At 58.5% G+C, this 26,821-nt stretch carries 22 protein-coding genes and 1 tRNA gene; 9 read left to right on the top strand and 14 right to left on the bottom strand.

All coding sequences use genetic code 11. From position 1 onward, the window contains the following. Positions 1-89: 89 nt before the first annotated feature. Together M0D65_RS05635 and M0D65_RS05630 are read left to right on the top strand one after the other, a co-directional pair. Positions 90-180: transfer RNA gene (locus M0D65_RS05635), tRNA-Ser, on the top strand. A gap of 157 nt (positions 181-337) precedes the next feature. Continuing rightward, positions 338-1,582 carry an integrase arm-type DNA-binding domain-containing protein gene (locus tag M0D65_RS05630; protein WP_266251723.1) on the top strand — a complete coding sequence of 415 codons (1,245 nt, stop codon included), beginning with the start codon at positions 338-340 and terminating at the stop codon, positions 1,580-1,582. Positions 1,583-2,292: 710 nt separating this feature from the next. Here the strand turns inward: M0D65_RS05630 and M0D65_RS05625 are convergent. The 8 genes from M0D65_RS05625 to M0D65_RS05590 all read right to left on the bottom strand — a co-directional run bounded on the left by M0D65_RS05625 (position 2,293) and on the right by M0D65_RS05590 (position 9,721). Beyond that, positions 2,293-5,130, bottom strand: coding sequence for a DUF927 domain-containing protein (locus M0D65_RS05625; RefSeq protein WP_266252034.1), 2,838 nt, complete (start codon positions 5,128-5,130; stop codon positions 2,293-2,295). 125 nt (positions 5,131-5,255) lie between these two features. Next, positions 5,256-5,582, bottom strand: a complete 327-nt coding sequence (locus tag M0D65_RS05620) for a hypothetical protein (protein WP_266251722.1) — start codon at positions 5,580-5,582, stop codon at positions 5,256-5,258. 14 nt (positions 5,583-5,596) lie between these two features. Beyond that, positions 5,597-5,947 (bottom strand): hypothetical protein, encoded by a 351-nt coding sequence (locus tag M0D65_RS05615; RefSeq protein WP_266251720.1) that lies wholly within the window; start codon positions 5,945-5,947, stop codon positions 5,597-5,599. Further along, positions 5,940-6,116 carry a hypothetical protein gene (locus M0D65_RS05610; protein WP_266251718.1) on the bottom strand — a complete coding sequence of 59 codons (177 nt, stop codon included), beginning with the start codon at positions 6,114-6,116 and terminating at the stop codon, positions 5,940-5,942. The genes M0D65_RS05615 and M0D65_RS05610 overlap by 8 nt, the downstream gene beginning before the upstream one ends. Positions 6,117-6,502: 386 nt before the next feature. Beyond that, complete coding sequence (locus M0D65_RS05605) at positions 6,503-6,748, bottom strand: hypothetical protein (protein WP_266251717.1); 246 nt, start codon at positions 6,746-6,748, stop codon at positions 6,503-6,505. After that, positions 6,745-6,963 (bottom strand): AlpA family transcriptional regulator, encoded by a 219-nt coding sequence (locus M0D65_RS05600; protein ID WP_266251715.1) that lies wholly within the window; start codon positions 6,961-6,963, stop codon positions 6,745-6,747. Before M0D65_RS05600 ends, M0D65_RS05605 begins: the two co-directional genes overlap by 4 nt. An 88-nt stretch (positions 6,964-7,051) precedes the next feature. Next, positions 7,052-8,092, bottom strand: a complete 1,041-nt coding sequence (locus M0D65_RS05595; RefSeq protein ID WP_266251713.1) for a hypothetical protein — start codon at positions 8,090-8,092, stop codon at positions 7,052-7,054. 534 nt (positions 8,093-8,626) lie between these two features. Beyond that, positions 8,627-9,721 carry an AraC family transcriptional regulator gene (locus tag M0D65_RS05590; protein ID WP_266251712.1) on the bottom strand — a complete coding sequence of 365 codons (1,095 nt, stop codon included), beginning with the start codon at positions 9,719-9,721 and terminating at the stop codon, positions 8,627-8,629. A gap of 269 nt (positions 9,722-9,990) precedes the next feature. Between M0D65_RS05590 and M0D65_RS05585 the strand changes: the two genes are divergently transcribed. The 6 genes from M0D65_RS05585 to M0D65_RS05560 all read left to right on the top strand — a co-directional run bounded on the left by M0D65_RS05585 (position 9,991) and on the right by M0D65_RS05560 (position 17,753). Continuing rightward, on the top strand, positions 9,991-10,650 hold the full coding sequence (locus M0D65_RS05585) for a class II aldolase/adducin family protein (protein WP_266251710.1): 660 nt from the start codon (positions 9,991-9,993) through the stop codon (positions 10,648-10,650). Between the two features lie 144 nt (positions 10,651-10,794). Then, a complete protein-coding gene (locus M0D65_RS05580) occupies positions 10,795-12,294 on the top strand; it encodes an aspartate aminotransferase family protein (protein WP_266251709.1) in 1,500 nt (499 codons plus the stop codon). Further along, complete coding sequence (locus M0D65_RS05575) at positions 12,281-13,900, top strand: FGGY-family carbohydrate kinase (RefSeq protein ID WP_266252033.1); 1,620 nt, start codon at positions 12,281-12,283, stop codon at positions 13,898-13,900. Before M0D65_RS05580 ends, M0D65_RS05575 begins: the two co-directional genes overlap by 14 nt. Before the next feature lie 169 nt (positions 13,901-14,069). Next, positions 14,070-15,470 (top strand): APC family permease, encoded by a 1,401-nt coding sequence (locus tag M0D65_RS05570; protein WP_266251707.1) that lies wholly within the window; start codon positions 14,070-14,072, stop codon positions 15,468-15,470. Positions 15,471-15,571: 101 nt separating this feature from the next. Next, the gene (locus M0D65_RS05565; RefSeq protein ID WP_266251706.1) at positions 15,572-16,768 is read left to right on the top strand and encodes a porin; all 1,197 of its coding nucleotides are present in this window, start codon (positions 15,572-15,574) and stop codon (positions 16,766-16,768) included. Positions 16,769-16,838: 70 nt separating this feature from the next. Further along, complete coding sequence (locus M0D65_RS05560) at positions 16,839-17,753, top strand: alpha/beta hydrolase fold domain-containing protein (protein WP_266251704.1); 915 nt, start codon at positions 16,839-16,841, stop codon at positions 17,751-17,753. A gap of 199 nt (positions 17,754-17,952) precedes the next feature. Here the strand turns inward: M0D65_RS05560 and M0D65_RS05555 are convergent, their stop codons facing one another. The 6 genes from M0D65_RS05555 to plcR form a co-directional block, all read right to left on the bottom strand. Beyond that, positions 17,953-18,231, bottom strand: coding sequence for a beta-mannosidase (locus M0D65_RS05555; RefSeq protein ID WP_266251703.1), 279 nt, complete (start codon positions 18,229-18,231; stop codon positions 17,953-17,955). Then, positions 18,231-18,479, bottom strand: coding sequence for a hypothetical protein (locus M0D65_RS05550; protein ID WP_266251701.1), 249 nt, complete (start codon positions 18,477-18,479; stop codon positions 18,231-18,233). Before M0D65_RS05550 ends, M0D65_RS05555 begins: the two co-directional genes overlap by 1 nt. After that, a complete protein-coding gene (locus M0D65_RS05545; protein WP_266251699.1) occupies positions 18,460-18,822 on the bottom strand; it encodes a hypothetical protein in 363 nt (120 codons plus the stop codon). The genes M0D65_RS05550 and M0D65_RS05545 overlap by 20 nt, the downstream gene beginning before the upstream one ends. 134 nt (positions 18,823-18,956) lie before the next feature. Beyond that, entirely contained in the window at positions 18,957-21,032 is a 2,076-nt protein-coding gene (locus M0D65_RS05540) for a cellulase family glycosylhydrolase (RefSeq protein ID WP_266251697.1), read from the bottom strand. A 93-nt stretch (positions 21,033-21,125) separates the two neighbouring features. Continuing rightward, positions 21,126-22,451, bottom strand: a complete 1,326-nt coding sequence (locus M0D65_RS05535) for a pectin acetylesterase-family hydrolase (protein ID WP_266252032.1) — start codon at positions 22,449-22,451, stop codon at positions 21,126-21,128. 180 nt (positions 22,452-22,631) lie between these two features. After that, positions 22,632-23,339, bottom strand: a complete 708-nt coding sequence (gene plcR / locus M0D65_RS05530; protein WP_266251695.1) for a phospholipase C accessory protein PlcR — start codon at positions 23,337-23,339, stop codon at positions 22,632-22,634. 1,010 nt (positions 23,340-24,349) lie between these two features. Between plcR and M0D65_RS05525 the strand changes: the two genes are divergently transcribed. Continuing rightward, positions 24,350-26,152 (top strand): family 20 glycosylhydrolase, encoded by a 1,803-nt coding sequence (locus tag M0D65_RS05525; RefSeq protein ID WP_266251693.1) that lies wholly within the window; start codon positions 24,350-24,352, stop codon positions 26,150-26,152. The last annotated feature ends 669 nt before the right edge of the window (positions 26,153-26,821 follow it).

Raw genomic sequence — 26,821 nt, 5'->3', positions numbered from 1 at the left:
AGCGACCCGTTTGGCGAAGCGGTTGAATGACCGAGAATCAACGTAGTTTGTGGTGTGATTTCTCTATCAATATCAACGCTATTCAAGCCGGAAAGGTGGCAGAGTGGTCGAATGCGCCGGACTCGAAATCCGGTGTACAGTTATGCTGTACCGTGGGTTCGAATCCCACCCTTTCCGCCAGAATTACCCTCCAAGTATTTTCAAGAAGTCCCGCAAAGCCAAGACCCATAGGGCTTTGCGGCGATTCGATACCTCCACGAGCATCCAAGAAAAGTCGTAGAATTCCGCAATTTCCCGGGTACTTTTTCGGGTACTTTTTGCGACTGATTTCACGACGATGCCTGAGAGCCTCCTGCGCGATCTGCAATGCCGATCAGCTAAGCCGCGTGCCACTTCCTATCGCCTGAACGACGGGGGCGGCCTCGCGCTGCTCGTCAAAACTACCGGCCTCAAATACTGGCAGTTCCGCTACACCAAACCCGACGGCCGCGAAGGTTTGATCCAGATCGGACCGTATCCGCGTGTCACGTTGGAGCGGGCCCGGTCTGCGCGTAACGAACACCGAACCGCTGTGTCGCAAGGCGATGATCCGGCCACCTTGCGAAAGCAGGATAAGGCTCGACGGAAGGTCGAGTCTGCGCGGTCGATGACGTTCCGGCAGTGCACGGAGGCGTACATCGAAGCTCGAAGCGCTGAATGGACAAATCCGAAGCACGCGCAGCAGTGGACCAACACACTGACGACCTACGCATATCCAGTCATCGGTGCGTTACGTCCGGTCGATATCGATACCGACCTCGTGATGCGGGTGCTGCAGCCCATCTGGCTGACGAAGAACGAGACTGCCTCGCGCGTACGTGGTCGTATTGAGAGCGTCATGGACTGGGCGAAGGTTAGCGGCCTGCGCACGGGCGAGAATCCAGCCCGTTGGAGTGGCCACCTTGACCAGCTACTGGCAGCGCCATCAAAGGTGAAGAAGGAGGGGCACCATGCAGCGCTTCCATACGATGAGATCGGCCCGTTCTTCAAGATGCTGCGAGCAAACGAAGCAACGTCTGCTCGCCTGCTTGAATTCACGATACTGACGGCGACGCGCACGGGGGATTCGCTGCAAGCAGCATGGTCTGAATTTGATCTCTCCGTGCCGCTATGGACCGTTCCAGCAGAGCGCACCAAAGCCAAACGGGAACATCGTGTGCCGCTGTCGTCGGCGGTCGTCACACTGCTGAAGGCACTCCCGACGTTCGGCGGCGATGGTTTCGTTTTCGAGGGAGCGAAGGAGGGTAAGCCTCTTTCCAACATGGCGATGCTGAACTTGTTGAAGCGCATGAAGCGTGACGATCTGACCACGCATGGATTTCGCTCGACGTTCCGCGACTGGACGGCCGAATGCACAGGGACCCCGAACGAGGTTGCGGAGATGGCTCTTGCACACGCGATCAGCGATAAGACCGAGAGCGCCTATCGCCGCGGCGACCTGTTTGATAAACGACGTGAGTTGATGCAAGCATGGGCCGACTATATCGACCGGCAGAGTGGCGCGAACGTGATCCCGTTCCAAGGGGAAGCGGCCACGGGTTAATCGACTGTGATCGCCCAATACGAGGTCAACACGTCAACGCAAGCGAGCCCTTCTGTTCACTTGAGTCAACAAACAGGTCAACAGATTTGTTGACTTGTTTACTAACTTTCAGGGTATCTGGCTAACGCAAACTCGCGGGTCCGATGCCCCGCTTGGAAAAGGTCTATTGGGGTCCCCCGGCCATTTTGTGACGGCCAACCGCCCGTCATGAATATGACCCCCCTTGTCGCGCCACTAGTAGAGAAAATCCGCGGGTGTGAGCCCCCGTGAACAGAAGCGCCTATGGGGCCCCCGGGACCGGTTTGCTCAACGATTGCAACAATTGACGCGATAGCGATCGGTGCTCCGCACCGGTACGGTCGCCCGTGAATTTGCGTATCACGTTGATGTCGTTGGATTTTGGTCTCGCTGCAGTGAAGTATCGCCTCTCCCTGCACACTTTCGGCTGGATACATGGAGACAAACCGGGCAGAGCCTTTACTGATAAGGCTTTGCGCGTCTCCATGGGGCAATGGAGACGGCTGGAGACGTGGAGACAGAAGCCGTCTGATTGTTGCTCTGGATGTGGCAATCGGGTCCGGTCGATACTGCCGAACCTCCGGCTGGTGCGTCAGGCAAAGTGACTTTGTGATTCCGTTAAAGCCACTTTTCTGCGCAAGGAAATCCGTACCGCCACCGCCCTTCGCGGCCAGCAGCTACGTACAGAATGCTCAGAGTTCGAGTGAGAAGATCGAAGGAAGGATGCGGTACACCATGAACTTGCCGTGACCTGGTACGCGCTCCTGCCGGTATGCCGGACCGTCCGAGCGTGGCATCAGCACGCCGCGTTTGATCAGTGCCTTGGCCACCATGTGATGGTCGAAGCCGGTACAGACTTCCTTGCGGAACACCTCAGCTTCAATCCAGTATTCGACTTCGGTGGCTTCCGCGTCCGCACCGTTCATCTTTTCGCCGTACTCCCGCACGTAGTCCCGGTTCGTGGTGATGTCCGCGCCGGGTTTCACGTGCTTTCTGAACCCCGCCCGGTGCGGCACGTTCGGCCGGTGATCGTCGTGCGCCCGCTGCATCCACACGAACCGGTTGTCACCGTGCGCCACCAGAAAGTGAACGACCTGCCGGATGGCTTCTGTCTCGTCGGAGTTACCCGCTCCCCCGCGCAGACGCATCCAGCCATCAAAGCAGCTGCGGGCCGCATCGATGGACGCACCCGATGGCCAGCCAGTCAGGCCGTGAGCGGACGCGAGTTCGCCCGCCACCGCAACGAGCGCAAAGCGTTTCGCCACCCGGGCCACCTGCGAATGCGCACCGTCCGGCACCCACTGCACGACCAGCTCATCGATACGCGCGTGCAGCGACTCTGTAAGATGACCTGCCACCGATGATGCCCACTCGATGAAGGCCGGACCTGCCGTGCCGTAGTAACGCCCCGCCTGTCGCTCCAGATGCTCGATCAGACCCGCAGGCGTCTCGAAGCCGTGCAGTTCCTCAACCACGCCCATCTCGCCGACCTCTGCAGGAATCGCAGGCAGACGTACCTCGATACCGCCCTTCATCGGCTTGTTGGCTTCAGCCATCAGCGCGGCCACACCTTTCTCACCGTTCGACAGGAACAGCAGACGCCAGCTCAGCACTGGTTTTGCTGTGCCATTTCTTGTCGCCCGCGCCTTGCCGGATTCGTTCGCCAGCATGTAGATCACGTCACCGACCAGCCGTGCCTCAACCTGCCCGATTTCGTCCAGCACCAACAGCGCGTCACTGTGCTGTGTGGCCACCGCTTCCAGTGCGTTGTCGGTTGCCTTCCAGCTGCGCACATAGTTTCCCGATCCAAATACGGATGCGGCAATCACACCGCCGGTCGATTTCCCCTTGGACGTGGTGCCCAGCAGATGAAACCCGCCCGACTGCAGCCCTGAGAAGTGCAGCAGCGGCCCGGCGAACGCGGTGGCGACGCAGAACAGCAGGCGGCTGTTACCCACGCAATAAGCCGCCACCTCGCGTCGCCAGTCTTCGAGTGCTCCACTGTCCCTGAACTGGCTCTGGATCGGCATATCGGCCTGATAGATCATCGACTCCTTGCCGGTACCGATCACCCGGTCGGGCAGCACGAATGCGCCGTCGTGCCACCCGACGCGCGGCACGCAGCGCACGCGCTCGTCCGGCTGGGCCATCTGGATATAGTTCGCGATCTGCGTGCGGGCAATCTGCGTCACGCCGAGCTTGACGCCCATATCCAGCAGTGTGCGGCGCAGCTCAGTACCGTCACCGGCAAACAGGGCAGCCGGAACCGACCAGCGCTTGAGGATGTTGTCCCGATCGGTGAATTCGAGCAGGTAACCCCACTCGCTGTTCATCTCATTGCGCGTCTCGGCGATCACGTCGATGCGCGTGCTGACCCAGTGTGGCGGCAGTGCCTCGCCCTGGTTGTTCAGGCCATGAAACCAGACACCCTGTTCATCGACCACGAAGCGCGATTTTCCGTCTTGCGCACGGGCCGTTTTATGGCGCCTGGCGGGCTTCGCCGTGGCTGCGGGTACATCCCGGCCTGCAATCGTGCCGCCCGCAGGCAGTACCTTGCGAACGGCGGCAGCGACCGCCCCGATATCCAGATGCGCCTCCATGTCATTAAAGTCTGTTCCAGCCTCAGGGCGGTTTGCTCCGAAGTCAGGCACCGCGACAACACCACTGACTGCGTCGGCCGCCGCGCGGGCTTTCGTCAGCCCCGGATTACCCGCCGTCATGTGATCGTCGTCGGCGCACACCACGATGCATCTATCCGGATAGCGGGCACGCATCGCCTTCGCCACCGCGAGCAGGTTGCCCACGTCGAATGCAACCGCTGCGGGCAGACCCGTCGCAGCCGCGAGCGTCGCACAGGTCGCGTAGCCCTCACCAACCAGGACCGAGGTCGTATCCGGCCGGTCGATCCATGCGAGGGAACCCGACTTGCGGCCACCGGGCAGAAAGCGCTTGCGGCCGTCCGGCAGGATGAATTCGAGGGTCCAGAGCTTGCCGGATCCGTCCCGGGCTGGAACGATCAAGGCGCCGTCGCATGCTGTCCTGTCGATGACCAGCTCGCCACGGTAGAGACGTAGCGCATCGACGCCGATACGCTTGCGAACCAGATAGGCGTGACTGGCCGGCGCGGGTGCAGCCGCCGTCCAGATCTGTTGCGCGAGCGTGGCAGCCGCCTCGTGGCGGGCGGCTTCCTCTGCCTGTTCAGTGGCCTCGCGCGCGGTACGCTCCGCACGCTGCCGTTCCAGTTCAGCCGGATCGACGGGTTTCGCCTTGTGGGCGCGCGGATCGAAGCCGTGCTTCTTTGCCTCGAAGAACAGCGAAGCCAGTTTCGTCCGGCCGGGCTTGACGGACTTCCAGACGTCGCGTGCGTCGCGGTCGTTAAACCCCTTCGCCTGACGGCTCCAGTCGCTCCAGAGGGCGAGCCCGTCGTCGCCAAACTCCGTCTTGAGTGCCATCGCCATCCTGACCCACGTCTCGCGGTCATCAGGTGGGACGTGGTTGAGCGCGACCCTCGCACGCTCGAATTCGGACATCGGTGTGTCGTTCATGGATTCTCTGTTCGGATGCGGGCCGCGTCGATGTGGCGACCCGCGTTGCCGCACTGATTGACGCGACCGGTCGCACAGACCGCGTCGGCATCAGGGCGGCACGTCAATCGTCAGCAGCGCGCACCGGAGACGTCCAGCACCGCACCACCTGCGCTCACGTCGTTGCTGTAGACGAACTTGCCGATCGGGCATTCGCCGAGTGCGTCGTTGGCCGCTTCGAGTGCGGCACCGACTGATGGCAGCGAGGCACGCAGCAGGCTGAGCACCAGGTCGTACTGCGGTTGCGACACCGCCTGATCGGCTGCCCAGATCAGACCGTCGAGCAGTTCCATCGCATCGGAAATGCGGACTCCGGCCTTGCCCGCATCCACGCGGTTGACCCCGGTAGCGGACACCCCGGACACAGACACGGACGCTTTCTTTTTGCTCTTTGCCATGTGGTGTGTGTCCCTCAGTGTGTGGTGCGCGGATTACGCGTCACCACGCCGAGCGCGGCCAGCAGGTGTTGCTGGATGCGCCCCATCAAACCCGCGGCGAACGCCTGGCGGTTCAAGGTCAGCTGGTGGGAATCGAATGCGCACTCATTGTTCATCCCGGCATCGAGGCCGCGTGAGAACGCATCAGTCTGGTACGACGCATATTCATGCAGGCGAACGGAGCCGTTCAGATCCAGCCAGGCATCCGCGCAGATCGCGCCGAGGTTCACGGCGAACTGCAGCTCGATCGGTGCGCCCGTATCGAGGGGTGGGGCGTTATCGAAACCTTCGATGATGGCGGTACGGACGGTCGAGCGATCAGCCATGGCGCACCTCCGTACCGACGAGCGCGGAGATCGCCACCAGTGCGGCACCGGTGGCATCGAGAGCGGACTGGTACGTATCCGCCGTTGCGGCAGTGCGCAGCGCGTCGCGGATGATCGACTGGATGAGAGAGGGGTTGTGCCCGGTAGGGGCGAGACAGGACTGGCGCATGGTGCGACCTCTTACGTGGGTGGTTAACCCGCTCCCCACTGTCAAATGGGGTGAGCGGGCACAAGGCAGGGTTGACAGACCGGTCACGTAAGCACCCGGCGAGCCCGAAGGCTCCCCCGCCAGGGCCCGCCCATTGAAAGAGGCGCGCGAAGGCGACACGCACAAAAAAGCCGCTCTGCGCGGCTGTGCGCTTACATGGCTCGGACTGTCAAATCCGGTCGATGCTGTTTCATCGACGCTCGCAGGATACTGCTCTCGGCCCACACGTGCAAGACCCGGCACCGGGAGCACCGGAAATCGTGAAGGGGTGCGCAGACCGGCTACCGGCCAGCCTGATTGCAGGCCAGGTGCGTGGCATGTCTGCTCAAAGTGCCTTTGGTAGCGCGTCATTCCGTCTCTCCAGGTGTGAGCACCAGCACCGACAGTTGCCGCATCTGGACAGCTGCCTCGCAATGCTTCCTGTCACCACGCCTCCAGAGCTCGCGGGAGATGATCTCCAGCTGCATCCCCATCTGGATAAGGTGCCTTTCCCTGCATGCATGCAGTGCATCGGCGGCCGCGTCGATGCTGTCGACCCATTGCCTGAAGAGCGGTTCCGAAAAATCGTTAGCAATGGACGGTTTCGCGCTCATACCGCACCTCCGTGCGTCAGCGAATCGAGCCATGCATCGATCTCTGACGAGACAAATCCGATTGCGCGCGGACCGAGCTTGACCGGTTTCGGAAAACGACCCGCCTTGATTCTTCGCCGTACCTCGCTTTCGCTGAGTTGCACGCGCCCGAGTACGGACGGCATGCGTTCCATGCGTTTCTGTTGCGGTGCGTGTGAGGGGTGTTTTGCTGCCATAGACTCTCCTGGGTATTCGCTGCCATTCGCAGGGAAACCGGAGTCTATGGGTCGCTGGCATGCCAGTCATATGACTGGCATGCGATGGCTACTTCTTCTTGCCGAGTGCTCTCTGGATCGTGCTGCGTGACGCGCCCCAGCGGTCGGCCAGCGCGAACTCGATCTCTTTCTCCTGGGCGGACGGGCGCTCCTGTCTCAGCCGCTCGGCTTCCTCCCGAAGACGCACCTTCTCCGGCTCGGACAGCATGCGTCTGACTTCCGCTCCCTTGAGCGGTCCGCGCATCTTCCTTTCATGAACCGCTTCGAGCGCAGATTCAGCCTCGCTCATACGCTCCCGGTTTTCCTGCATGGTGGACAGGAGCCTGCCGGCCGCGCTCCCGGACAGGCCACCCGTCGCGCTGATGTCGGCGAGCAGCAGCAGTTTTTCTGCGTGGATCCGGCACTCCGTGATGTACGGGAGTTCGGGATAGAACAGGGACAGTGCGGCGGCGTTGATTGCTGCTTCAACGTCCGGCTCAAAGAGCAGTTGTGCGACCGGGTTCGCCTGCACATCCGGTTTGCGATATGCACGCAGCCAGTGGGCCACCGAAGATTCGCTCTCAACCTGCCCAACGACCTTGGTGAGATGACGGGCCGCGCCCGTCGCTTCCCTGATCGCCAGACACGAAAGAAGCTGGGCATCCGTAATCTGGTCGTGCGCTCCACTGAGCCAGCGGGCCATCGTCAGAAGGTCGTCGTTCTCCGCGTCTCCGTCGCCGCCATGCTGGAAAGCACTGTCCCCGCGGTACATGAGGTTTGTCGCGGCGCGGTGTGCCCAGACGGGGTAGTCCTCTTTCGATTCGACAGATCCGCTTCGCCAGTTATAGGCAGTACGGCACGGCCCCTCGATGACGTCCCAATGTTGCGAGAGAGCGCGATCGATGATGTCCGCAAAATCCACCACAGCGTTGTGCCAGTCAGCGCGAAAGGCAAATACCTCGCTCGCCATCACGGGTGCGAACAGGTCATCAAGAAAATGTTCTGACAGAGGGTTATTGGTAAACCTCTGGTTGCGCATCCTGATCGTTTCAAGATTGAGCGTTTCCTCGTCAACACGTGAGAGTTCCGCTTCGAGCATCGCGTCCTGCATGTTGCATCCTTCCCGTGCAACCCTTCATCAAGGAGTCGAGCCAGCCGGTGAAGGAGTCCGGTTTTCGGGTGGCCGCCCTAGGCTCGACGGGCGGTATTTTCGCAGAATTTATCTGAGACGCTATTGAGTCTTTTGGCGACGTCAGACGCTCAGTGCTGACTTCGGAGGTGGACCGGTTTGGGATCCTCTCGATTTCGGTGCGATTTGTCGGAACGGCACGCTCCGTTCAGAATGCGACTCAGCAGCATCACCCCGATATGTTTCTCCTGAATCAAATAACCATTGAGATAAGGGGATAGTTATCTCAATGGCATTGAGATCTGGCAAGGTGTAGTGCCGCCGATATGAAATCCATCGACGATGGAGCAAGGTACTACGCCAGCATCTGTAGTTCGACGGCGAATGTATCTTGATCGACGACGATCCCGTTCGCGGTGGACTCGCACAAGTTCACATTGTCTATCACGGGCGGCGATCTGTGTGCGGTGTCATCGGCGTCATGTCCGTCCGGTGCAGTCCCGATGGCATCCGCTGTCAGCGTCGATTCATATCCCGCGCAGCCCCCGGCACCTCGCCAAACCAACGCTTGAACGCTCGCCTGAAGGAACGGGCATCGCTAAAACCCAGGCGGTCTGCCGTAGCTGCAACCGTGAGCCCCTCCACATAGAGCAGTTCGCGCGCAACACTGGCACACATGCGATCTCGAAGTTCACTAAACGATGTATTGGCATCAGTCAGACGCCGGGCTAGCGTGCGGACACTGAGGTTGAGCGCCTCGGCAGCTTGTCCGATCGTCATCGTGGCAACTCCTGCCTGGCTCAACAGATTTTCAATCGCCGCGGCTGTACCCCGGACGGGATCACGATCTCGCGCTTGTTGATCAAGAACATCCCTGAGTTGCGCAGCCATGATGGGTGAATGACCCGGCAAGTGAACGCCGAACCAGTCACGATTGATCAAGATCCGGGTTTGCTTGCGGCCGAAGTGAACCGGGCATCCCAATACCTCCTGATAACGCGCGGCATGTGGTGGGGCCTTATAAGCGACGTCTACCGCGTGAAAGGCGAAAGTCGGGCCGTGCAGAATCTGTAGTAGCGCCAATGCGCTTGAGGCCATCTCCTCGACCAGAAACGGCTGAACAATGGCGTCCCTGATCGTTGTTACTATCGACACGATTCCAAAGGTATCGTCGAGCACATAATTGAGACCCACGAGAGGACCACTCTGGAGGTAGTAACGCATGGCCAGCGTGAGCGCGTGATGCAAATCAGGCTCCGCCATCATCGCAAAACCGACCATGCCAAAGTGCCCCAGATTCTGTCGCCGGCCAACCTCAAGCCCAAGATCCGCACGTCCCGTGAATCGCAATGACCGGCGAATCAGACTCCATGCCTGGCGCTGGGATATCTGTGTCCCGTGCAGGAGCTCTTCCGGGGTAAAGCCAAGGTCCATGCACACGCGCTGCGGACTGACTCCAAACTCTGGCAGAAACTGCATTAACGCGGACATCGAATATGCCCTGATCTCAGGAACGAACTGTCGTTCATCAATCTTCTTCCGCGACATCGCATCCCCAATTGGCAGAGTTTGTCCCCATCCGCGTGGCGTCTGGAAAATGTAAGAAGTCACGCGACCGCGGTACTGCAAGGCACTCCAATGATTACCTGAGTACGCCTGTACTTTCCCCTCGGCGTAAACGCCAGGTTCATTCGACTTTTGGCGTCCTAACACGTCCGTGCGCACCGCAAGTATAAATTCAACGTCGCCGCGAGAGGGGCGAAGAGGCAACAGCGGACGTGGCGTTTAGCCCGACGAGTCCGTCAGCTTCAACGCTACAGAGGCGCGTGCGTGCAACGGTAGTGACGCTACACGTTTCTTATCAGGTATCAGGAAACTCAATGGAACTCAAAACAGCGCGCGAGGCAGTCGTCGCCGCCGGCCAGCGACTGGCCGCCAAAGGAATCATTATCGGCACGTCCGGCAATCTCTCTGTGCGAGAAGGCGATCATGTGGTGGTTACGCCATCTGGCGTAGCGCTTGACGCGGTACAACCGGAAGACCTCGCGGTCATCGATATGGACGGGCAGTGGCTTACCGGCCGGCATAAACCGACTTCGGAAGTACAGCTTCATCTCGCCGTCTATCAGCATAGCCCGAAGGCCCGCGCGATCGCTCATACCCATGCAGTCGGATCCACTGCGGTCTCCTGCACCTGCACGGTTCTGCCGCCTATTCACTACACCAGCCTGTATCTCGGTGGCTCAGTGCGCGTAGCGAAGTACGCGACCTATGGTTCAAAAGAACTGGCCGCGAATGTGGTCGAAGCGCTGGCCGACGGTAAAACAGCGGCGCTGATGGCGAATCACGGAACGATTGCATACGGCGGCACGATGGATCAGGCCTGCGAGCGGCTCGAACTGCTGGAATGGCTGTGCGATGTCTATCGCGCCAGTGTGCCGCTTGGCCGGATTCGCGAATTGACGGCTAGCGAACTGGCCGACGTCATGCAGATGTATCAGAACAATCGCTACACGTCGGGTCCGCAACAGGTGTCTTGAACGGCAGAGTACCTGTCGTGCCGTCTATCGTCAGCGGTCCTATCGGTGACAAACATCTGAGTGTCGTGCATGTGGAGTGTCTCTCCCGGCATGAGCTCGAACACGCGAAGAAGTCTTGAATGCTTTATCTCCATGGAATGAGCAATGAATCCAGCATTGCGTAACAACGATTTTCCTGCAGGCGTGAATTCCGTCAAGCATCCATCCGGAATCACCTACTGGCCTGAAATCGACGCAGTCGACCAGGCCGGCCGACGTCTCGCTACTGGTCCGATGCCGAAACTCACCGCGCAACACAGCACTGAAGTTGAAGAATGGTTCGCGACACATTGCAACGCCTCCAAAGACCTGGCACAAGAAGCGCGCAAGTACATCCCTGGTGGCGTGCAACACAACCTCGCATTCAACAAACCTTTTCCACTTGATATTGTGCGCGCTCAGGGCGCCCATCTGTGGGATGCCGACGGGAACCGGTATATCGACTTCATCCAGGCGGGAGGACCGACGCTCCTCGGCAGCAACTTCGAACCCGTGCGCGACAAGGTGGCGGGGCTCCTGCATGAATGCGGTCCCGTAACCGGTTTGTTCCACAAATACGAACTCAAACTGGCCCGTCTCATCCATGATTTCATGCCGAACATCGAGCTCTTCCGGATGCTCGGCAGCGGCACCGAAAGCGTGATGGCGGCGATTCGCGCGGCCCGGACTTTTACCGGCCTCGCGCAGATCGTGAAGGTTGGCGGTGGCTATCACGGCTGGAGCGATCAGGTCGTCTACGGCATGCGCTTGCCAGGCACGGGTCTGCTCGACGCGGCAGGCATTCCCGAAGGAGCGCTGAGCAACACCACCGAAGTCTGGCCTAACGACGTGGACGCGCTGCGCAAGGTCTTGCAAGCCAACAGGGAACGCGGCGGAACCGCAGCCGTTATCGTGGAGCCGTTTGGCCCGGAGAGCGGCGTTCGGCCAGTGAGACTCGACTACAACGAGCAGGTCAGCGGACTGTGCAAAGAGTACGGTGCACTGCTGATTTTCGATGAAGTGGTTACCGGTTTCCGCGCTGGACTCGGTGGAGCACAAGCGTTCTTTGGGCTTAAACCAGACCTGACGATCTTCGGTAAATGCGTGGCCGGCGGTTACCCCGCCGCTGGCGGCGTCGGCGGTCGAGTGGATGTGATGAGCGTGTTTGCTGCGGGTATTGGCGGCACGGGTCGCCGTGCGATGGTCGGCGGCACGCTGTCGGCTAATCCGTTGAGCTCTGCAGCGGGCTACTGGAGTCTGCTGGAAATCGAACGGACCCGGGCTCCGGAAGCGGCAGGACGCGCTGGCGACAGGCTCAGTGCTGGACTGCAAAGGCTGATCGACAAGTTCAAGTTGCCGTTCGTGACCTACAACCTTGGTGCGATCGTGCATTTGCACACAACCGGCATATTGCAGCTCGACCTGCGTGAGAAGGGCGCGAAGGAACAGGTCGCGCCCCGCAAAGAGGGGCTGGAAGACTTTGGCGCGGCATTCACTGCCGCCGGCATCATTACGTTGGCTGGCAGCCGGCTGTACACGTCGCTGGCAGACACCGACGAAGTCGTCGACGACGCGCTCAACCGTTTCGAACAGGTCTTCCGGGGAGTCGAAGGTGCCGCTGCGTAACGAAAGCTACGTTCTGGCGATTGACCTCGGGACCAGCGGCGCGAAAGTCGCGCTGGTTACTACCGCTGGCCGGGTCGTCGCGCATGAGAAAGAGCACGTCGACCTGATACTCGGCGAAGGTGGGCTCGCCGAGCAGGATCCTCATCAGTGGTGGCAGGCGATCTGTAGTGCCAGCCGGCGACTGCTGCAAAGGCAAGCGGTCCCCGCCGAAGCGATTGTAGCCGCCTGCGCAGGCTCGCAATGGAGTTGCACCGTAGCGATCGATGCTAACGGTATGCCGCTGCGTCATGCGCATAGCTGGCTCGACAGCCGCGGTCACAAACAGGCACGTCGGGTTGTCGGCGGATGGGTACGGGTACCCGGTACGCCGTATGGTGCACGCAAGCTGATGACGTGGCTCCGTCGTACAGGTGGCGCACCGTCCATTGACGGGAAAGACCCGATCGGACACATCCACTGGATACGCGCGGAAGAACCGGAGATCTATGCTGCAACCCGCTGGTTCCTCGACGCTCCCGAATACCTGACGCTCCGCCTGAGTGGCCGAGCGACTGCGACGCCCGACTCGATTGTCCCGAGGTGGTGCACCGATAACCGCGATCTATCTAAGGTTCAGTACGACGAGAAACTGCTCGCGCTGAGCGGTATCGAGCGCACGAAACTGCCGGACCTGGTGCCAGCGGCATCGGTTGTCGGCCCGGTGACCCCACAGGCGAGGCTCGATCTTGGTTTGACCGGAGAACGTGAGATCGCCGTCGTCGCGGGAGTGGGTGACACGATTGCCGCGGCGATCGGCGCGGGCGCTGTGGGCGACTATCAGCCCTATCTCTACGTCGGCACGTCTGCCTGGTATTCCTATCATCTTCCCGACAAGCGTGCCGATGTAATGCGGAGTGTGTTCACACTGCCTTCGGTGGTGCCGGAACGCTATTGGGCAGTTGCGATTCAGGAGACAGCGGGTAAAGCGCTCGAATGGCTACTAGACAACATCATTTTCGCCAGCGACGCGTTTACCAGCGACGGCAGATCCGACGACGCATTGGTACGACTCAACGGCGTTGGAATGACGGCTCCTGCGGGAAGCAATGGTGTCATCTTCACACCGTGGCTCAACGGTGAACGCACACCGATCGACGACAACACGATTCGCGGTGGCTGGCACAACCTGTCGCTATCGACTACACGTGCCGATCTGGTTCGCAGTGTGATCGAAGGTGTGATGTTCAATTGCCGATGGATGATCGAGTGCGCCGATCGTCTGGCAGACAGCAGGCATCGCCCCATGTCCGCGCCCATTCGTTTCATTGGCGGGGGAGCGACATCAAGCCTGCTGTGCCAGATTGCCGCCAACATCAGTGGCCGTTCGATTGCACAGGTCCGGGATCCTGTTTCAGCGAATCTTCGAGGCGCTGGAATCCTGGGCGCGATCGGAACCGGGCACCTCAAGTGGTCGCAGGTTGCCGACTCCGTTGAGATTGCCCAGATTTTTTCTCCGGAATCTGAATTTCGACAGCGTTACGACGACATGTTCAAGACATTCGTCCGGATCTACGAAAAAAACAAACCTGTGTATCGACGCTTCAACACAGGCTTCAGAACAGCATGAAGTCGCCCAACGCGCGACCATTGAGATGACACACGATCCGATTTATCGAGTCGGATTCCACAGCGACCGGAGCGCGCGAATTCCATAGAGCTATCGATCACCGCGTCCAGTTCATAAACGCGACGCGCATTGGCAATTGTCGGTCAGTCGCAAACAAAGGGGAGTGGAGATGAATGATCCAACAGGTTTTCCGATGGACGACTACCCAGCCGGGCCCGCAACCATCCGCGGAAACCTGACTACTTCCAGCATCGCGCTGTTGATCGTGGCTGCGGCGGCGCCGCTCGGCGTGGTGGTCGGTGCTGCGCCGGTCGCCTTCATGCTCGGAAACGGCCCAGGCCTTGTTGGCGCTTTCCTCCTGTCTGGCCTGGTGGTCCTCTGCTTCGCCGTTGGATACAGTGCACTGATCCGCGATCTACCTGGAGCGGGAGCCTTCTTCAACTATCTCTCGGTCGTCTTTGGCCGAAGAGTAGGGACAGGCTCGGCGCTCGTCGCCCTCGCTTCGTATCTCATGCTCTCTACCGCGCTTGCGGTCGGTGGAGGGTACTTTGTCGATCTTGTATTGGGAAGCATGAACGTCCACATCGGATGGAAGCTGCTATCACTCTGCTTTGTGCTCGCCGTAGCAATTCTCGGTCGCTCGAACGTAGACCTCGCCGCCAGATTTCTGGTGCCGCTGGTCCTCGCAGAGTTTGGCATCATCCTTTTGCTCGCCATATCGATCGTTTCCCACAAAGGTCTTGCCGCATTCCCGTACGAAGGAATAGCCCCCGCCTTCGTCTTTACAAAAGGATTCGGATTTGCAGTCGTAACGGGTCTTTCCTCATTCATTGGAATCGAATCTGCGGCCTTGTATGTGCTTGAGGCCCGGGACCCAGGCAAGGCAATCCCGCGTGCGACGCTTGGCGCGGTCATCGTGATCGGTATTGCCTACCTGATAGCTATATGGGCGATTGTCGGAGACATCGGAGCGAGATCCATTCAAGCTCTGGCGACGAAGGAGCAGGGCGAGCTGGTCATCAATGTCTTTCGCAGAAACACGGGTGAAGCAGTAGCCGATCTTACGGCCGTCATGCTGTGCTCCAGCATCTTCGCGTGCTACCTGGCGTTGCACAATGCGGCTACACGCTACGTCTTCACGCTTGCGGAGCACGGGACGCTGCCGCGCGCACTCGCTGTCGTTCATCCAGAGCGTCGGTCACCTTCCCGTGCCAGCCTCCTTGTGACGGTCTGTGTCGCCCTGACGGTTGGGCTTCCGATTTTGTGCAACGTTGATGCCTACAGTGTGCTTTATCCAGTCTCCACAGCACTCGGAACTGTCGGAATTATTACGCTGCAAGCCGGCGTCGCTATCGCTACCGTCATTCATTTCCGCAGAAAACGCGACCCGCGCATGTGGGTTAGCTTCGTTTATCCGGCCATCGGTACCCTCGGTCTCCTGGCTGCGGCATGGTTGATCACAGATAACTATCACATATTGACCAATAGCCACTCCGTGCTCGTGAATGGAACGCCTCTTGTGCTGGTAGCTTTGTTTTTCTACGGGATCCTCACACCGGGATCGAAGTGACGTTTTCAGTTGTCGAGAATCGGATTTGAAATCGCACTGCACCAGGGAGCGAACAAAGCAGCTACCCGCAGGCAGTCAACATTGAAAAAACGGGACCACCAATGAACCGTCAAACGTCGGCAAAAGTAACGATCTGCATGGCTCTGGCATGCGGCTCGAGTGTCGCATCCGCACAATCTAGTGTGACGCTGTATGGGGTTATTGATGCGGGTATCCGCTATGAGACACATGGTGTCTCCTACGACGGGAACGGCACACCAGTCTCGACCGGTCGCCAGATTTCCATGATAAACGGTGGGGGCCTTGCCGAAAGTTACTGGGGTTTAAAAGGTCAGGAGGATCTTGGCGGCGGGATGCAGGCGCTCTTCGACGTCGAGAGTCATTTTGACCCAGGCAGCGGTAGCGTTACGCCGTACGGATCGGAGAACTTCTTCCAGACATCGTATGTCGGTTTGCTGTCGCCGACACTGGGGCAGCTCACGCTTGGCAGACAGTACAACGTTGGACTTGAGAGCGCTGCGATCTCCTATGCCTCGAATCTATGGGCGGGACCGCAGGATCCCAGTTCCAATATCTTCAAGCCTGAAAATGTCATGCTGGCTGGCTCGCGCACCAACAACATGATCCAGTATGCCGCGCAACTCGGCTCTACGTATTTTCTCGCGCAGTATGCCCTTGGTGGTCACGCTGGCAGCGGTGAACTCGGTAGTCAGATCGGTGCAGCGCTCGCCTATGCGCCTGATCACGGTCCCTTCGCGGTCAGCGCGTCGTTCCTGCGAACATGGGACGACATTACGCATGGAAAACTCGACATATTTTCAGGTGGTGGTTCAGTGAATGTCGGCAAGGTATCCCTGAATGCAGGTTACCTTATCAATACACGCGACAACGACTTCACATCGTTCGAGAGCGGCCCGTTCAGTCCTGGCGATCTCGCGGCGCTCGGGTTCATTTCACCCGCGCAGGTTGCCAATCCCGCTACCCCCGGCGGATTTAGCCGGCGCCGAATGATTCTCGCTGGCCTCGCCTACCATGTCACTCCCGCTTTCATCGTTGCTCTCAATGGGTGGTGGACAAGTCAGTCCGGGTACACCACGGACTTCAACGGGTCCGCGCACCAGTATCAGGCGATTGCCGCATATAACCTGTCCCGGCGCGACACCTTGTATGCGGAGGTCGATTACTCTATCTATCGTGGGGGTGCGATCGGCGCCCAGCTGGTCGGTATCAACGGACAGGCACCAAGCATCAGCACCACGCAAACCGGGATGATGGTCGGTTTGCGGCACTACTTTTAACCAGCAACAGCCTATTGTATTAAGCGAGTCTCTGGAACCTGAAGACCGCTCATGTCCCGTGAGAGGAAGTATGGCCAGTCTCAAGCACAGGCTCATCGTGCTCCTGTTCAGGGGCATCCAGTATCAAAGGCGATCGTGGGGCAACAAGCTGCCACAAAAGCTTGCCGAGTCTTGTAGAAAACCTGGTGAACGGCCGAAACACGTTTCAGCACATCTGAGGGTCGAGCACACGACTATTCTCGGCAAGACCTGCTATGCGCTGTCGCCCAGTTCGGCAGTTGAGCCCACATGTCTTACCCAGGTGTTGTATCTCCATGGAGGAGGCTACGTCGATCCTATTCATCCCGCGCATTGGGAGTTTCTGCAACGGCTGGTGTACGAGACGGGTTGCAGGGTCGTCGTCCCACTCTATCCGCGTACACCGGAGCATGATTTCAAGGACACACGGGCAATGGTGGAGCTCGCCTACGAGAATCTGCTCGGCGATGTGCCGAAAGAAAAATTCGTGATCATGGGTGACTCGGCTGGTGGTGGTCTGGCACTGGCCTTCGCGCAGCAGCTCGTCACCACTGGCAGAACGCCGCCGCGCGAACTCATCCTGATTTCGCCGTGGCTTGATGTCACGATGGATCACCCCGACATCTCATACTTCGAATCGCGAGATCCATGGCTCGACCGTTACGAGCTGGTGGTATGCGGTGAAATGTATGCTGGTACCGAAAGTACCGCTCACCCATTCGTCAGCCCGATCAATGGCACGGTAAAGGGCATCGATCGCGTAACCGTGTTCATTGGTGGCCGCGATATATTGCTGCCCGACTGTGTGAAGTTTGCGACCTCGGCAAAGAAAGACACCACCGTGAATATCGTCTACGAGCCGGAGATGATTCATGTGTGGCCGATCTTGCCGATTCCCGAGGCTCAGGCTGCGCAGAGGGCGATTTTCGAAGCGGTTTTGTTCCCAGAGTTGCCGCGCGCTGTCTAGGGGGACCTAAGGCATCAAGAGGTCGGCTGGCGAGAGTACTTGCTCCGCATGGCAGTGATCCACTGCGTTGCCAATGCAACGAGCGAATCACCGCCGTACGGGCACCTTGCGGGCGTGAACTATCGGGTAATGCTTGCGAGTACCGAGGCTCGGAGCGAATTTCGGATACCCTCCCGCTCAGGATTTACGCAGACCGTCCCTAACATCTGTCGAACGTACTGATCGTTTGCGTAACTGCGAGTGCCTCCTCGTTGAACGTCACCGGAACGCGGCCTGATCGGAGTCTGGGATGTGCGCGGTCGACCTTCCAGCCATCGATTCGCAATCCCGCGCCGAGAAATGGTTGCCCAAGTCTATGTGGTACGGCGATGACGATTTTTGCCGACGCGCCGGGCAACAGATTCATGTAATTATCGCTATAGAACGCAAGAAGAATCCGCTGCCCGCTGGAGTGATTGAGCAATTGAAGATGACTCATCAGCGCGATTGAATTGCCGATGTTCGCCGCGACGCCTGCACAACATTTCCGATATTCTGGGTAACCTTGCCGGCCAGCGAGCTATCCAGATAGTAGACGCGCATCTCGACGCCGCCAGTCACCACATTTTCCGTATGGTTGGCGATCGTTACGTCAAACGTCTTTGCATCGAGAATCGCGTTGATACGACCGCAACCGCGCTGGACAGCGAAGAACGATGAATGCCGCTCAAGATCGTGGTTGTACATCTGCCGGATAAAGCTCGGCTCGGCGGGATTGGTCAAGCGTGCCGGTAAGCATCCCATTGAGCCATACGGTCGCCAGATAATTGGGGCCGTCGAAGAGTAGCCAAATACGCTGACCAGGTCGCAGTGGCAGCGTCGCGAACGTCGTGCGGTACCAGTAATCGGTGTCTTTCGGCGAATCAGGAATCGTGTCTGTGACGATCTTGCCGTACAGCGGATCGGGGTACTCGCCATTGACAATCATGCTGTTCAGCGCTGTACCGGGAACGGTCGCGGGCGACATGCCAGTCACCCCACCAGCGCTAGCCAGTTGCGCCGGAAAGGAAGGGGCGGTCAGACGCGGCAACAAATGTCCATTGCCCCGCGCTCTCGCGCGATGCCACGAGATTCATGGACGAAGTCGCGCTCGACACCCTCGACATCCGATAGCGCTGCTCCGCTTGAGCCGTCGGACGCAGCCCCGGATTTCCGGCACCGTCGCTATAGCCGGCCAGTCGGATACCCTGAACCGTTCATCGTTCCCGTCAGGTAAACGACTCCGCGCTTGTTCCGGCAAAGCGCAGTGATCAGGTCGTGACGCAGCGCTTCCAGTTCGGAAGGCGATACGCTGGCGGACGTTGAGTTGTCCTGGTTGACAACCAGCGCAAAGTGAATTGAACTCGCATCCTCTCCCGTATCGGGATCGTCCCAGACTAGAAGACGACTCGCGGTCGTGCTGATCGAATCTGAAACTAGCGCCACTTCGTCTGGTAACTGGGTCAACGGAGCGTTCTTCACCAGGTCTCCGCTGTGGAGGGTTTTGTCCGTGAGAACGGCAAGGTTCTCAGGCTTCCAGTATCGGGGCAGGACAATTTCCGTCGGCGCATCCGAGCGACGGCCACGCCACGTCACCAGCACAAACTGAGCATTGCCGAACCACTCCGGTCCACCTTGCCGTGGACGAATCGCTGCCCAGTTCAATGGCAGCGCCGACGCATCCTGAGCCATGTCGTTGTAGTAGAAGTTCATCAGGTCGCCCTGCGTCCTGCGAGGGTATGCTCGTTCGATAACCCTGAAATCGAGTGTGTAGTCCATTGAGAAATCTTTCGCGACCGAGTAGTTTTCCCCGTTCCAGCCATCGTCACTGGTGATCAGCTTCGAGGGATTGAAGTTCATGTACTCGTGGTGGTGATCGTAGTAGTGATCCCACTGCCACTCCGTACCCGAGATCGGTGCGGAATAGAAATCCAGGTAGCGGGTCTTCCCGCCAATGGCATCGCTCGCTTCTGCCCCCTGGTACATTGCCTGAATCGTGCGGACAGTATCCTGCCTCCCGGTACCGCCTACCGAAGCACCGAATTCGCTGAGCAGTACCGCATTGCCTCGATAGCGACTCTCCTTGCGGATATCGTCAAAGTTCTGGAAGTAGGTTGCGTTGTCGACGGGAGAGAAGTCCAGTGCCTGACGGCCTGCATCGTAAAAATGCGTATTGAACACAAAGCCCGGTCCCGGTTTTGTGTCGAGCAGTCGCCCTCCCGTCGCGGGTGCAACGATGCCGACGTTTGTGTTCCAGAAGACTAGCGGTTCCGAGTACACCCATTTCTGGTTCCAGCCAGCTTGATCCGCGGCGATGCGAGCTTTGGCATAGAACGGCCATAGCTTTTGGTTCTCCCATTGCCGAGGCGTGAGTCCTTCCATGCCACCGTCAATCGGTTCATTCCATGGATCGACGCCAAGAACGTAAGCGAACTCCTGTGGGCTGAACTTTGACTTCAGGTACGCCAGAGATTTCTGAAGCTGCCACAGAAAAACATCCTGTAGCTGGTACGTCTTGCCGTTCGGGGCAGTGAATTGCTGGTTGTTCCAGAAATTTCTGGCCGGCCGGCGGATCGCCTCATCGGTCAGATTCAGCTGCGACCATCCCGTACAGATGATCCCGCAGTATTCCTGCGGATAATCGCCTTTGGGTAGAACCCAGGCCGGCGCCCCCTCTCCCGTGTACCACGACCCCTGGTTGAACAGGTACCGCGAAAACAGGTCCTGGTGAAAATCGACGAGGATATAGATTCGTCGGGATATCGCGGCATGCATCTGTTCCGCGACCTGGTCGAGGTACGCATAATCGATGGTGTCCGGTGCCGGGTTGATGCCTTCCCACCCCACCAGCAGACGAATCAGGTTGGGAGCGGTCATGTCCGCCATGCGGCCGATACCTGTCTGCGCGTCGCTATTCGACGTAAATGGCTTGAATCCACTCTCGACCAGCTTGGAAGTGCCCGATACATTCCAGCCGCGAAAGTACGCTTCGCGTCCCAGGCCATCACGAAATGCCACGTCATCGATTCGTTCGCCGGACGGGGCGAGATAAGACTTGAGCCCGGTAGTAATGGTCTGCGCAGCTGGCAGACGTTCGAAGGCCAGCGAATGCGCCGGACGCGAGCCGCTGGTATCGGCGACGAACGCACCGAATGAAGCCGTGTCAACGGCGGCACCACTATCAGCGGCCACAGCAACCGGGCAGCCCGCGACATAGAACGCTGCCAGCATGAATCCGGTGAGATATGACTTTCGCACCATGGTTTCCTCGAAGATCGCAACCGGGATGTATTGAGATCGCTCATGCCACGCCGGCCGCCCCTCCCGTGTAGGCGACGGTCGGCGTGGCCGAGATCAGGACTTGTGTGTCGAGATCGCGCCTGCCTCTCCAGTGAGGTTGAAAAGATTGTCTATCAAGGTCAGGAAGGTCGAGAACGTGAAATCAGACCACTGCTGCGTCCGGAACGCTTTCATGACTGGCGTCTCTGACGGATCCTGCTGATTGAGCAGGTCGTTGACGAAGTCGCCGATGTTTGCGTTGATGCCGTCCTCGTGAATATCTGATCCCGTGAAGCTGACGGCGGTGACCTGATGGTTGTCGATAAAGTCGCTACGCGCCCACGGCATGTAATAACCGAAGTTCGGCAACGGATTCAGCGCCTGCTTCACGCCGTCCAGCTCCTTGTCGAACATGGCGAGAGATAGCGAGTCCTTGGTCGTGTCATCTGGAGCCGCGGCGACTGCCGGCACGAACGCGCGATAGTGATAGGCTGCCTCGATCTTGTCCTGCTGATAGGTCGAATAACCGAACCGGTCATGCGGGAAGGTTGCCGATAGTGCCGCGTAAAAACTGCCCATGTTGTTGGGGTCGAAGTTCTTGAGGAGGGCACTGTTTCCCGTCAACATGCCGTTCGGTCCCGCCATGTTCCATTCGGTGCGAACCTTGTTGTACATCAATACCGACGGATGTGCTGCTGGATCGGCGTTGAACGGAGTGATGAATGTGGTGCCCGCATCGTTCAGCAGCGAGCTGTGAGCTTGCGGCTGCAGCGTGTTACGGATCGACGCATAGTTGCCAAGCGTCCCGTAGCCGCCCGCGCTCGTCCCATAGACCATCAGGCGGCTCGGTTTGCCAAGGCCGTGATCGACCAGCCATTGGGTGACGGCCTGAGTATTCTTCAGGCCGTTGAAGTGTTGAACGCGCCAGTCGCCTGTCGGCGACGTATAGTTGCGCACCGCGCTGCCCATGTGGATGTCACCGGAGCAGTATGGGATGAATACCTGGGTCCAGTTTTGGGTCTCCACCGCGGGCTCGCCGACCAGAATATGCTCAAGGTCCATGCGCGTCATCAGCGGCGAGAGGAACGCCGACAACAGACTTTCGTTCGCCGTGCCATTCATGTAGTTGTGCGGAATGCCATCGGGATTGAACCCGCCGAGACCCGCCTCTGCGCCGGTCGCTGTCTGCGTACAGGTGCCGTAGTCCCAGCATGCGCCGCCTGGCTCCATCATCAGCAGCATATTGTCGGACTGCGCGCGATTGACGTAGAAGCGAAGAGGTGTGCCGTTGCCGCAGTTCGCTCCGCTGCTCTCCGGCAGCGTCACTTCGAACCACGAATAGTACGGAATCGACGGGTCTGGCGTGGTCGTATCCGCCGCATGGCCGTTGGCCATTGTCATGCCGAACAAACTCGCTACTCCAAGGTGCTTGATGTATTTAAGCGCAAACATCTCTTCTCCTTATCACTAGGTACGGGGTGTTATTTCTTCCTCAGCCGGCGAGCGGGTGGCTGCGAAGTCATACGGGTTCCCTGTCTATGGATATGTCGTTCTGACGTCCTCTGTACGGCCAAACGACGTTCAGTTCGTGCCGGCTGAAGGGGCGCCGTCGTAGATCTGCGTGCGCAGCGTCTGCAACCGCTGACTGATGATCGTCTGCTGCTGGTCGGGATCGCGCACGCTCGTCTGCACTTGATCGACGATCTGTCTGGCTTGCTGCGAGTACGTCTGATAGCGCGGATCCTGCGCGGGCGACGGTCCGACCGTCTGTTGCGCATAGGTGTTCCACTGCTGTTGCATGTTCTGGATGGCCGCGTCACGCGTGGCCGCGTCTGGCTCGGCATCCATCAGCAGTGCCGCGCTCATCGCTTCGGCCTGCACCGGAACGATCTCGTTGCGGGCAACATGCTCGGGCAGTTCACCAAGGATCTGTTGCGCCAGGATGCGCTTGTCCGCATCGGACATGTTCTTTCGATTCTCGCCGTAGCTGGCGACCTGATCCTCGAAGCGGGCGAACGCCAGAATGCGCTGCACTTCCGCTTCAGCGTCGGGGCGACCAGCGAGACTCTTGCGCAATGCGGCGAGGTCGAGACGTCGCTCAGCTGGGCCGGCTGTGGATGCACCTTGGGTCTGGACCTGCGACGCTGAAGGGTGGATCGCTGTAGCGGAGGAAAGGGCACGCGGGGCCGATGCGGCCCCTGACGGTGTTTCATACCACCATGCCGCGGTGACAATGCCTCCAACGATCAGCAATGCAAAACCTCCCCACGAAGACCTGAATTTTTCCACCTCGCCTCCAGATTCAAATGTTTTACTGTGTGGCAACAGATCTAATATTGTGTCAAGACAAAAGATCGAGACATGGCCCCGGTCAAACAGCAATCTGGAGACTAGCCACTATTGAACGGGAATCTGTCGGTGTCGTTTATGAGAAGTGCCAGGCGTTTCGCTTTCTCGCGTAGGAACCGTGCCGTTCATCGCTTTCGTTCCTGACTCAAAAACGATTGCCGTTCATTTGCGAAGCTCTGCCGCTGGAGCGTAAGAGCAAACGAAAATCGGACCAAGCGCCAAGACGGCCAATTAGGGGGTTTCTCCGGCCATCGATGAGCCCGATATCGATTACTCATATGAACGTAGCCGCCTGCCGAATCTGTTTAGCAAAAGTAATTTCTTGTTTACTACTTGCCTGCCGAATGTGTTTAGCAAAAATGATTTTTCGTTTACTACCTGCCTACCGAATGTGTTTAGCAAAAATAGCTTCTTGTTTATTACCCGTCGCGGGCTAACATAATCAAATCCCGCTCACACGTCCGAAGCCGCGAGTGCTAGAAAATACCTTCTGCTAAGCGCTCAGCTGCGCATGTTTGAGAGTTCCGGGCACCCCTCTCTTCTATGTTCTGACATCATCCCGCGTGAAATGGCGCATCAGTAAGATGCCGCCAATATCTGCTAGTTACCCTCTTGCAAACAGAGATATGGCCTGCTAGATTTCTTGCGCGAATCTAGCAACCTGGCTGCATTTATCCAGATTGGCGTATCGCTTGTGATCGTCGTCTATTCTGGTGACTGGCTGCCTGCCATTGCGCAACAAGAATGCGGCATCTGCATCTCGCGTCTTCAGAGAGCACCTGCGTCGATAGCAAGTCATTGCTATCACGACTCGATCTGATGTTGTTCCCGTGGTCCCAGCGATCCCTTTGCGAGTGGCATACGCGCAGCGCGACAGAGAAAGTTGGATGGCGGACCTCACGGTCGGTATGAGTATCCGGGAAAATCCTGATCAAACAGAAGGAGTAGACGTGTCTTCTACAAAACAATCATTGTCGATTGCATGCCTTGCCGTACTGCTTCTGGTATCCGGGCGAGCGAAGGCTTTGCCTTTGAGTGCGACCTTGCCTGTGAGCGGTGTCCCCGCTGGATACGTTACGTCTGAGCCGGAGGCAGCGTTTGCTTGCAGCTCTGTCGAAACCAACGGCAGTGTGGCGGCGCGCGGAAACAATCCTGCTCCTGAGGTGGTTCCTGCCTTGCAGACGTGGATCGGCGGAACTGGAACATGGAGCTTGACCGCGACTTCCCGGATCGTCGTCGAGACGAAATTCTCTGCTGCGCTGGTCTCAGTCGCCCAACAACTACAACGCGACATTGCCCTGATAACCCACGCTCGATTTGTTCCGAAACTGATCATCGGCAATAGAGCGGGGAGAAACGATATCGCACTGAGCTTGACGGCCTGTAATGCTCAGGTGGCGTCGCAGATTGGCGTGGAGGGCAACACCCTTTCCATTAACGACCCTACTGGCGTAGGTGCAGTTTTGCGAGCAAAGACACCCCTTGGAATTCTGCACGCCACGCGAACGCTACTGCAAATGTTGTCTCTGGATGGGACGCTACATCAGTCCGCACCAGGGGGATACGCGATCGACTATCCGCGCTATGCGGTGCGCAGTGTCATGCTCGATGTAGGAAGGTTGTACATGGACAAGAAATTTATCGAGGACTACATCAAATTCATGAGTTGGTACAAGCTCAACACACTAGAGCTACACTTGAACGACCAATCCATACCTTCCACCGTATCGGACCCTCTTCAGGCGATATTGTCCTATGTGGATGGAGTCGGTATCCAGTCAGCCCTTAGGGTGATCAGCGACAAGCCAAAATTCAATAAATTGCGGCCCACTGACGGTGATCCGACAAGCACAGATAGCAATCTGCTGAAGGGGTACCAGCGTGCGGACTGGGACGAACTGGAAAATTATGCCGTTCGATACGGCGTGGAGATCAAGCCTGAAATCGACGTGCCGTCTCATTCCGGCATATTCCTGAACGATCGGCCGGATCTTGCCATTCCGTTGACTCCCCGTGCGTCGTGGGGTGGCATGATGGATGCCGCCAATCCCGGCACCTTGCCGTATGTCAAAACGGTATTCGCTGAGTTTCTCCCATGGTTCCGGTCTGCCAGTATCTCGGTGGGCGGAGATGAAGCGACGTTCCCTCAGCACACGCTGGAGTTCGACGCGAACGTGGCGCGTGGGCAATTGCTCAATAGCCTCACCGACTATCTCAAGGGAACAAAGAACGCTGCTGGTCAGAATCGCGTCGTGACCATGTGGAACGACGCATACGATCCGACAACCGCGATAAGCGCGAACAGAAACGATATCGTTATTCAGGACTGGAGTGGGAACGACGACGCTTACATCAGTGGCGACAAGATACCGAATGTGCTCAATTCAAGTCAGACATGGTACGTCGTACCGACAGCCAGCAGCGGTACTTCCATCTCGACCGCAGCCAGCATGTACACAGGCTGGAGTGCCAGCAAAAGCGTGATCGGTGGACAGATATGTGACTGGAACGACAATGCACAGGTCATTAGTCAGGATATTGTCCATCTGGCGTTGAAGGACATGATTCCCGCTGCTGCGCAGGTTTTCTGGTCGGGGACGGTATCAGACCCCAGCGGCAATACGGTTCCGTATTCCGCTGTCGGCGCGAATCTAAATACGTTGGGCTATGGGCCGGGCACGGATGACATGGGGCCTGACGGATCCATCGAGCTTAAGGGCTCGTTGGAAACCCCTCCATCTACTGGCCAGTGATGGTGGTGCGGAGTACAGCTCCCTCACGGGATTGACGTGAGGCGCGAGAGCGCGCTCGTTGAAGATCGACGATGTGGGTACCGTCCGAAGCAAGGGTCGAAAATGTTGAGCCAGACAGACAGGAAGTCAACGGTACTTTGGCTATGCCTCGCTTTAGCGGTGGGCTGGGCGTCGATTTTTTGTGTCACCCGTTACCTGGGTGACACAACGCGTGCTCCAGAGAGTTCTGTAGTGAAAGCGTCGTTGCGCGTAGTAGCTGACCAGCCACCTCCTGCAGCAACAAAGCCGGTATCGTCGCAGCAAGGCGATACGAAGGATTCCACGGGCGTACTTCAGGACCGCCTGCTTGCTTTTGAGAAAGCTGAGAAAGGGGGAGTGCTCTCAGACTCGCAGCGACTCGAACACGCGAGGGCATTGCTTGCAGCGATGGTCGTGGAAGTCAAGAGCGGCAGGGAGCAACCTGAAGCCGTCGCTGGGGTTTCCTGGCGCCTCTGGTCCGAACTGGAGGCGGACCCTGGTCGCAGAAAAGAGCTCAACGACGCTTTCATGCAGCGGCTAAGGGAATCGACACCTCGATAGGAAGACTGACCAGGGCAGGTCAGCCTTCATCGATGCATGAGACGACGAACTCCGCTCACTACAGTCGTTTCGGTGAAGCTGGCATGGTAT

This window comes from Paraburkholderia sp. CHISQ3 (assembly GCF_030464945.1).
GTDB lineage: Bacteria > Pseudomonadota > Gammaproteobacteria > Burkholderiales > Burkholderiaceae > Paraburkholderia > Paraburkholderia megapolitana.
Note: the sequence above shows the minus strand (reverse complement) of the source record. Positions and strands in the feature narration are given on the sequence as shown.

Bases quoted from the DNA above. Each gene is read 5' to 3' on its own strand.
- M0D65_RS05570 (WP_266251707.1), top strand. From the start codon at position 14,070: ATGAATGATCCAACAGGTTTTCCGATGGACGACTACCCAGCCGGGCCC.
- M0D65_RS05550 (WP_266251701.1), bottom strand. From the start codon at position 18,479: ATGTACAACCACGATCTTGAGCGGCATTCATCGTTCTTCGCTGTCCAG.
- M0D65_RS05565 (WP_266251706.1), top strand. From the start codon at position 15,572: ATGAACCGTCAAACGTCGGCAAAAGTAACGATCTGCATGGCTCTGGCA.
- M0D65_RS05600 (WP_266251715.1), bottom strand. From the start codon at position 6,963: ATGGCAGCAAAACACCCCTCACACGCACCGCAACAGAAACGCATGGAA.
- M0D65_RS05555 (WP_266251703.1), bottom strand. From the start codon at position 18,231: ATGAGTCATCTTCAATTGCTCAATCACTCCAGCGGGCAGCGGATTCTT.
- M0D65_RS05585 (WP_266251710.1), top strand. From the start codon at position 9,991: ATGGAACTCAAAACAGCGCGCGAGGCAGTCGTCGCCGCCGGCCAGCGA.
- M0D65_RS05625 (WP_266252034.1), bottom strand. From the start codon at position 5,130: ATGTCCGAATTCGAGCGTGCGAGGGTCGCGCTCAACCACGTCCCACCT.
- M0D65_RS05535 (WP_266252032.1), bottom strand. From the start codon at position 22,451: ATGACAATGGCCAACGGCCATGCGGCGGATACGACCACGCCAGACCCG.
- M0D65_RS05605 (WP_266251717.1), bottom strand. From the start codon at position 6,748: ATGAGCGCGAAACCGTCCATTGCTAACGATTTTTCGGAACCGCTCTTC.
- M0D65_RS05630 (WP_266251723.1), top strand. From the start codon at position 338: ATGCCTGAGAGCCTCCTGCGCGATCTGCAATGCCGATCAGCTAAGCCG.
- M0D65_RS05615 (WP_266251720.1), bottom strand. From the start codon at position 5,947: ATGGCTGATCGCTCGACCGTCCGTACCGCCATCATCGAAGGTTTCGAT.
- M0D65_RS05620 (WP_266251722.1), bottom strand. From the start codon at position 5,582: ATGGCAAAGAGCAAAAAGAAAGCGTCCGTGTCTGTGTCCGGGGTGTCC.
- M0D65_RS05610 (WP_266251718.1), bottom strand. From the start codon at position 6,116: ATGCGCCAGTCCTGTCTCGCCCCTACCGGGCACAACCCCTCTCTCATC.
- M0D65_RS05580 (WP_266251709.1), top strand. From the start codon at position 10,795: ATGAATCCAGCATTGCGTAACAACGATTTTCCTGCAGGCGTGAATTCC.
- M0D65_RS05595 (WP_266251713.1), bottom strand. From the start codon at position 8,092: ATGCAGGACGCGATGCTCGAAGCGGAACTCTCACGTGTTGACGAGGAA.
- M0D65_RS05540 (WP_266251697.1), bottom strand. From the start codon at position 21,032: ATGGTGCGAAAGTCATATCTCACCGGATTCATGCTGGCAGCGTTCTAT.
- M0D65_RS05560 (WP_266251704.1), top strand. From the start codon at position 16,839: ATGGCCAGTCTCAAGCACAGGCTCATCGTGCTCCTGTTCAGGGGCATC.